The 6,866-nt window shown below is 65.6% G+C and carries 6 protein-coding genes, 1 tRNA gene, 1 pseudogene and 1 riboswitch; of the genes and pseudogenes, 4 read left to right on the forward strand and 4 right to left on the reverse strand.

What is annotated here, in order from left to right:
- Positions 1-127: 127 nt before the first annotated feature.
- Entirely contained in the window at positions 128-652 is a 525-nt protein-coding gene (locus MHZ35_RS17420; protein WP_239436790.1) for a GNAT family N-acetyltransferase, read from the reverse strand.
- Positions 653-1,083: 431 nt separating this feature from the next.
- Between MHZ35_RS17420 and MHZ35_RS17425 the strand changes: the two genes are divergently transcribed.
- Positions 1,084-1,530: a hypothetical protein gene (locus tag MHZ35_RS17425; protein WP_239436791.1), complete on the forward strand. Its 447-nt coding sequence runs from the start codon at positions 1,084-1,086 to the stop codon at positions 1,528-1,530.
- A gap of 65 nt (positions 1,531-1,595) precedes the next feature.
- Here the strand turns inward: MHZ35_RS17425 and MHZ35_RS17430 are convergent.
- Positions 1,596-1,672, reverse strand: a tRNA-Arg gene (locus MHZ35_RS17430).
- Between the two features lie 116 nt (positions 1,673-1,788).
- Positions 1,789-1,879: riboswitch (TPP riboswitch) on the forward strand.
- A gap of 41 nt (positions 1,880-1,920) precedes the next feature.
- On the opposite strand from MHZ35_RS17430, the gene thiC reads away from it, so the two are divergent.
- Both thiC and MHZ35_RS17440 read left to right on the forward strand, forming a co-directional pair.
- The gene (thiC, locus tag MHZ35_RS17435; RefSeq protein ID WP_239436792.1) at positions 1,921-3,852 is read left to right on the forward strand and encodes a phosphomethylpyrimidine synthase ThiC; all 1,932 of its coding nucleotides are present in this window, start codon (positions 1,921-1,923) and stop codon (positions 3,850-3,852) included.
- Between the two features lie 272 nt (positions 3,853-4,124).
- The gene (locus tag MHZ35_RS17440; RefSeq protein WP_239436793.1) at positions 4,125-4,877 is read left to right on the forward strand and encodes a DUF4019 domain-containing protein; all 753 of its coding nucleotides are present in this window, start codon (positions 4,125-4,127) and stop codon (positions 4,875-4,877) included.
- Between the two features lie 129 nt (positions 4,878-5,006).
- Here the strand turns inward: MHZ35_RS17440 and MHZ35_RS17445 are convergent, their stop codons facing one another.
- Complete coding sequence (locus MHZ35_RS17445) at positions 5,007-5,528, reverse strand: general stress protein (RefSeq protein ID WP_239436794.1); 522 nt, start codon at positions 5,526-5,528, stop codon at positions 5,007-5,009.
- A 444-nt stretch (positions 5,529-5,972) separates the two neighbouring features.
- Here MHZ35_RS17445 and MHZ35_RS17450 point away from each other — a divergent pair.
- Positions 5,973-6,239 (forward strand): annotated as a pseudogene (locus MHZ35_RS17450) (DUF4019 domain-containing protein); the annotation flags it as partial.
- Between the two features lie 22 nt (positions 6,240-6,261).
- On the opposite strand, the gene MHZ35_RS17455 reads toward MHZ35_RS17450, so the two are convergent.
- Complete coding sequence (locus MHZ35_RS17455) at positions 6,262-6,564, reverse strand: hypothetical protein (RefSeq protein ID WP_239436795.1); 303 nt, start codon at positions 6,562-6,564, stop codon at positions 6,262-6,264.
- Positions 6,565-6,866 lie beyond the last annotated feature (302 nt).

Raw genomic sequence — 6,866 nt, forward strand, 5'->3', positions numbered from 1 at the left:
GCGAACGCGATCTGCTCTTCCGTGTACCTCGACTTCTTCATGTCCCAGCTCCTTGCACACAGGCTTTAAAGGGCCGGAAAACTCTCACTCAGCTTGGATGAAAAAACAGGGAGAACGTCAGAGCGACCTATCCGGCGACCGAAACCGACCCTGAAACCCTACATCCGTTTAGCTGACCGGCTTCTAAACTGGAGCGATATTTCACGAAACCGCGCTTCGCATCCCCATCGTAGCCCATGGCTGTAAAGTATGCGTGCGCGTCACTTCGCATGGCGCCGCTCAGAAGCATGACTTTGGAGCAATCGGCACTCAGGGCCACACGATCGATCGCCTCTAGAAGGGCCCGGCCACATCCGAGCGAACGGTGCGAGGCATCAACCACGACGTTCTCGACAACACCGAACGGCTGTCTTCTATACATGGCATCTAAGCAGATGGTCAGGAGGGCCGTCGCAATAACAACCCCTTGGTGCTCTACTACAAGAAGTAGGTTTCGGGGATCGTCTGCGATCTGGTCGAGCCGATCCGGGTCAACGGATACTCCGCCGCTCCGGGGCGAAAGCTGAGCATACAATTCTTCAACGGAGCAAGCATCCCCGCCTGTCGCATGGCGCACGATCAACCGGCCGTAGCCTTCTTCTTTGAAAAGCATAGCTCCTGCCATAGGTTTCAGAGCGTCCCAGGGCGAGGGGACAGGGCTGTGTCATTCGCAGGCACTTTGCAACTGCCAGCCCGCTTCCCACCACAATCGGCCATTCAGCGCTCGGTCTAGGAGCGACCGTGTACGGGGAACCGGCTGAACCGATCGCCAGCCCGGCTGATGTTCGGGCACGACATGGACGACACGGGCGCAGCCGGTTAGCCAGCGACCATGCCCTTGCACGCCGCATCCGCTGTCCCCTCCGGGCCTACCGCCGCCTCCTTGCCCGCGCCCGTCTGGAAGGGCGATGGGCCGTCCCCGGTTACCGGCACCCCCTCCTGCGCCAGCGCCGCAAACAGCCCGGTGCTGCGACGCGCGCGGTGCGGAGCGACGCACCGGTGTTGAGGAAGAAGCAGCACGCGAAGGCCCCGGCCGCCAACCGCATGGCGCACCCTCTGACCCTGAAGGCGCACGCAACCGGTCTCCTGATCGCCGGTTTCGCGGGGCCGCTGATCCCGGCGCTCGGATCGACGACGCTGTTGCTGATCGCACAGGGATCGGCTGCGCGCATGAGCCTCCCGAACGCAGCCGTGCTGCTCTGCCTGCTCTGGGTCGCCATCGCGTTCGTCGCCGCACCCACTGCTGCCGTGCTGCTGTCCGCCTTGTGGCCCGTGACCCGGCGCGGGACGGCGGCGAGCCGGTGGATCTGTATCCTCGCCGGCCTCACCGCCGGCATCGTGTTTGCAAGGTTCAGCAACGGGAGCTCGTTGTTCACGATGCTGGTATCCGCCGTCACCGGAGCGGCAACCGCCGGCGTCTATTGTGCCATGCTCGCGCGCGTGCTCCGCCGGCGCCGCGCCGAGCCGCAGCTGGACACGATCTTCAGCTGACGCTCCGCTCGCGCGCCGCAGCGTGGCGCGTCCGGCGCAAGGGCGTCGAGGAAACTGCTGGAAAATGGTGCACCCGACTGGATTCGAACCAGTGGCCTCTGCCTTCGGAGGGCAGCGCTCTATCCAGCTGAGCTACGGGTGCCGGCCGGTGGATGCGCCTAGCAAAGCCTTGGTCCCGACGCCAGCCGTTTTCGCGTCGCGGGTTGCCGCCACCACTATCGCTTGGCGTCCGCCCCGAACCCGCGTACACCATGGCCATCCCCGGGGGACCGCTATGCCGCGGTTGAGAGGTGGGCAGGAGCCCGCGACCCGCTGAACCTGATCCGGCTGACACCGGCGTAGGGAGGGAGCGGCCGGCCAGCGTCCGTTTCCTCCATATGGAGTGGAACCATGGCAGACATCCCGGCAAAGACCTCTATCGGCGTAACCACCGGCCCCATCCGCGGCTCGCGCAAGGTGCACGTCCCCGCCCCCGGCAACCCGCAGATCCGCGTGGCGATGCGCGAGATCGACCTCGATCCGAGCTCCGGCGAGCCGCCGCTGCGCGTCTACGACACCTCCGGCCCCTATACCGATCCGGCGGCCGAGATCGACATCATGGCCGGGCTCCCCCAGCTCCGCCGCGCCTGGATCGAGGCGCGCGGCGACGTCGAGGCCTATGACGCGCGCGAGATCCGGCCCGAGGACAATGGCCAGCTCGGCCCCGACCGCTCCGGCGGCGTGCCGCAGTTCCCGCGCCGCATCCACCGCCCCTTGCGCGCCAAGCCCGGCATGAACGTCAGCCAGATGCACTATGCTAGGCGGGGCATCGTCACGCCCGAGATGGAATATGTGGCGGCCCGCGAGAACCTCGGCCGCACGGCGATGCACGAGGCGGCGACCCGCGACGGCAACAGCTGGGGCGCCGCCATCCCCGATTTCGTCACGCCCGAGTTCGTCCGCGACGAGGTCGCGCGCGGCCGCGCGATCATCCCCAACAACGTCAACCACCCCGAATCCGAGCCGATGGCGATCGGCCGCAACTTCCTGGTCAAGATCAACGCCAACATCGGCAATTCCGCGGTCGCCTCGAACGTCGCCGCCGAGGTCGACAAGCTCGTCTGGTCGATCCGCTGGGGCGCCGACACGGTCATGGACCTGTCGACCGGCCGCAACATTCACGACACGCGCGAGTGGATTCTCCGCAACTCGCCCGTGCCGATCGGCACCGTGCCGATCTACCAGGCGCTGGAGAAGGTCGGCGGCATCGCCGAGGAGCTGACGTGGGAGATCTTCCGCGACACGCTGATCGAGCAGGCCGAACAGGGCGTCGACTATTTCACCATCCACGCCGGCGTCCGCCTGCCCTACATCCCGATGACCGCCAAGCGCGTCACCGGCATCGTCAGCCGCGGCGGCTCGATCATGGCGAAATGGTGCCTGGCGCACCACAAGGAGAGCTTCCTCTACGAGCGCTTCGATGAGATCACCGAGATCATGAAGGCGTATGACATCGCCTATTCGCTCGGCGACGGCCTGCGCCCCGGCTCGATCGCCGACGCCAATGACGAGGCCCAGTTCTCCGAGCTCTATACGCTGGGCGAGCTCACCAAGCGCGCCTGGGAACAGGACGTGCAGGTCATGATCGAGGGCCCCGGCCATGTGCCGATGCACAAGATCAAGGAGAACATGGACAAGCAGCTCGAGGCGTGCGGCGAGGCGCCCTTCTACACGCTCGGGCCGCTCACCACCGACATCGCGCCGGGCTATGACCACATCACCTCCGGCATCGGCGCCGCGATGATCGGTTGGTACGGTACCGCGATGCTCTGCTACGTGACCCCCAAGGAGCATCTGGGCCTGCCCGACCGCGACGACGTGAAGGTCGGCGTCGTCACCTACAAGCTCGCCGCCCACGCCGCCGATCTCGCCAAGGGGCATCCCGCGGCCAAGCTGCGCGACGACGCGCTCAGCCGCGCCCGCTTCGAGTTCCGCTGGCGCGACCAGTTCAACCTCAGCCTCGATCCCGACACGGCGGAGAGCTACCACGACCAGACGCTCCCGGCCGAAGGCGCCAAGACCGCGCACTTCTGCTCGATGTGCGGGCCCAAGTTCTGCTCGATGAAGATCACCCAGGAAGTACGCGAGTTCGCCGCCCGCCAGAACGCGCCCGTCGAAACCTTCGTCGCCGCCCATCCTCCCCTGCAAGGGGAGGGGGACCCTGCGAAGCATGGTGGAGGGGTGTCACCGCTGGACGCAGCCTCTGCCGAAGCCGGCATGGCCGAAATGAGCGAGCGCTTCCGCGAAAAGGGCAGCGAGGTCTACCTCCCCGCCGCCGAGTGAGCTGGTTCCGCCACAGCAGTCCCACTGCGGCGGCGGGCCACCCCATCGTTCCGACTCCGTATCCCCGCGCAGGCGGGGATCCAGGGCCCGGCAGAGCAACGCCGCTCGGTGCCGGGAACCCTGGGCTCCCGCCTGCGCGGGAGCACGGGAAGGCCACACGCTTCCGCACGACGCCTCAGGCGCCCCCCTCCCGCAGGTACAAGGATTTTGGGGTGACCCGCACCCCGCCCGCGCCCTAGCATCCGCCCGCGAAAGCACAGGGAATGGCGGTCATGGCCGACGGGCTCCAGGCACTCACCGAGAAGGAGAAGCAGACGCTCCGCCTGCTGCTGGAGGGGCATGACGCCAAGTCGATGGCGCGCCACCTCGATCTGTCGGTGCACACGATCAACGAGCGCCTGCGTGACGCCCGCCGCAAGCTCTCCGTCTCCACCAGCAAGGAGGCCGCCCGCCTGCTCCGCCAGCGCGAGGCCGTCCCCCAAAGTCTCGGGGACGCAAGGTTCGGGGATGCCCCGCCCCCGCCGGTCGATCAGCAGTCCGGACAGCCCAGCACCGAGCCGCCTTCGCCCCCGAAGACGGCCTGGGCCATCGGAGGACTCGCCATGATCCCGTTCCTGGTCACCCTGCTCGCCCTGTCCGCCCCCACCCAGGCGCCGCAAGCCGGCACGCCACCCGCCGTCGCCCCCGCGCCCGTAACCGAGACCCCCGTAACCCGCGCAGCGTCCGCCTTTCTCGCCCTGCTCGACGCGAGCAAGTGGCAGGAAAGCTGGGACGCGACCGGCGAGTCCTTCCGGTCGCTCAACACCGTCGCCGCCTGGCAAGCCGCCTCCGAACAGGCGCGCGTACCGCTCGGCCGCATGCTGTCGCGCCAGCTGCTCAGCGAAGCGGACGTGCCCGCGCCGCCCAAGGGCTACCGCATGGTCCGCTTCCGCACCGATTTCGAGAATAAGCGCGGCGCGACCGAGACGGTCTCGCTCGACCGCGAAGGCGACAGCTGGAAGGTGGTCGGGATCTATATCCAGTGAGCGCGAAGGCGTTCTCGCCAGGTCGTGAACGCCTCAGCCGCGGCGTCCGGTAACGCCCGAAGCCTGTCACGCGTCCCTGCCGCGCGGCAAGGGGAGGGCCGAGGCGTGGTAGCCCCGGCCCTTCGAAGGTCAGTATGCGGAGGCGCGAGCCTGCGTCGAATTGTGTCCGCCGTTCCGGTACAGGATCTCGCGAGCGCGATCGCCGTCGATGCCCGATCCGCCGACCGTCACGACGACGCCGCCATCCTTCATGCGTCCGCCATAATAGTTGGCATCGTCTTCGCTGACGCCGTGCTTGGTCAGCACCTCGTTGAACGTTCCCGTCAATGCGCCCAGGCCGGCGCCGATCGCCATGGCTTCCGGCACCGCGGAAGCAGCGATCGCGCCCGCTGCCGCAAGCGGGCCCACGCCGGGGATGGCGAGTGCCGCAACGCCCAGGCCGGCGCCCAGCGCCCCGCCGCCCAGGATACCGCGCAGCACGTTGCGATGGTGCTCGTCCGTGATCTCGCCTTCACCCGATGTGGCAGTGGTGGTGCCGCCATGGTGGGCGATGATCGAAAGATCGGTGTCGTTCACGCCAGCAGTTCGCAGTTCGGAAACCGCGCGCTCTGCTTCCGCGTGGGTGTCGAAGATTGCCGATGCATGGACCATGATGATTCTCCCTCTCCATTCGCCACTTCAGTGACGACAGCGACTCGAACAAAGCGGAGGAGCGCTTCGTTCCCTTGAGGGAGCCACGCAGTCCCCGCCGATCGCGGCCCCGGGGATGCACCGGGTGCATTTCGACGGTGGTGGGAGTTCGTCCAAATAGCGGCCCAACCATCCGCCCTTTTCGACCCTCAGAAGCGATCGCTGGAAGGTGCCCGTGTGATGAATTCGGATCGCGAAGAGGCATGTGCAGCCATTCCAATGCCGGCGAACATGACCTCGCCCCGGACTGGGGAGGAATGGGCGCACGATAAGACCGCAGTCGGCAGGGCCGTTTACCGGCTGCATGACAAAGCCAGCGCGCCAGCACTCCGCCCGCCGCCATAACCAAGACCGCCGTCACCCGCACAGCGTCGGACTGGCTCGACCTGCTCGACGGGCAAGTGGCAGGAAAGCTGGGCCACAACCGGCCAGTTTTTCCGGTCGCTCAACACCGTCGCCGCCTGGCAAGCCGCCTCCGAACAGGCGCGCGTGCCGCTCGGCCGCATGCTGTCGCGCCAGCTGCTCAGCGAAGCGGATGTGCCCGCGCCGCCCGAGGGCTACCGCATGGTCCGCTTCCGCACCGATTTCGAGAACCTGCGCGGCGCGACCGAAACCGTGTCGCTAGACCGCGAAGGCGACGGCTGGAAGGTGGTGGGGGTTTATATCGAGTGAGGCCTACTCCACCATGATGCGATCATTCAAGGTCTTCGAGGATCTTTTCAATCCGGTGTGCATAGTCCGGGTTCCAGTCGCGTTCTATCAAATAACTTGCATTAACGTGAGTTCTGCAGCTTATTATCAGAACTACGTATGCCAAGAAGTTTAAACTAACTGTCCACGGCGGACTGTCAGCCACCGCCGAAAATGTGCCCACGTACTGGCTAAATTCGATGTTGAGCGCGGATTGAAGGCCATCTACTGTGGTTATGCCTGCTTTTTCTGCAAGATCTATGATGTCGTTTGCGTTATCCTCTTCATCCCATGATTCTACATCCACCGAGATTCCTAAGTTGTTTGCTTTCTTGACTGCATCAGATTCAATCAGCCAGGCCCTTATTACTTCATCAACAGCCGTTGGACTTAGCGGTACCGACGCTCCTCCTCCCGAAATTGCCTCAGCGGCTTCTGCGCGAATCCTCTCACGCTGAACTCGAATGCCAACGAACTCCTCATCAGCGAGCTGGACACCCGCAAAAACCGATGGCGTTTCGGGGGCTATGGTGATTCATTGATCAGGAGCGATGATGGAGAGCCGTGGTGGATCCCAAGTCCCTGTTCAGTCTGAGCGACCATCTTGAT

The organism is Sphingomonas sp. ACRSK (assembly GCF_022346685.1).
GTDB classification, from domain to species: domain Bacteria; phylum Pseudomonadota; class Alphaproteobacteria; order Sphingomonadales; family Sphingomonadaceae; genus Sphingomonas; species Sphingomonas molluscorum.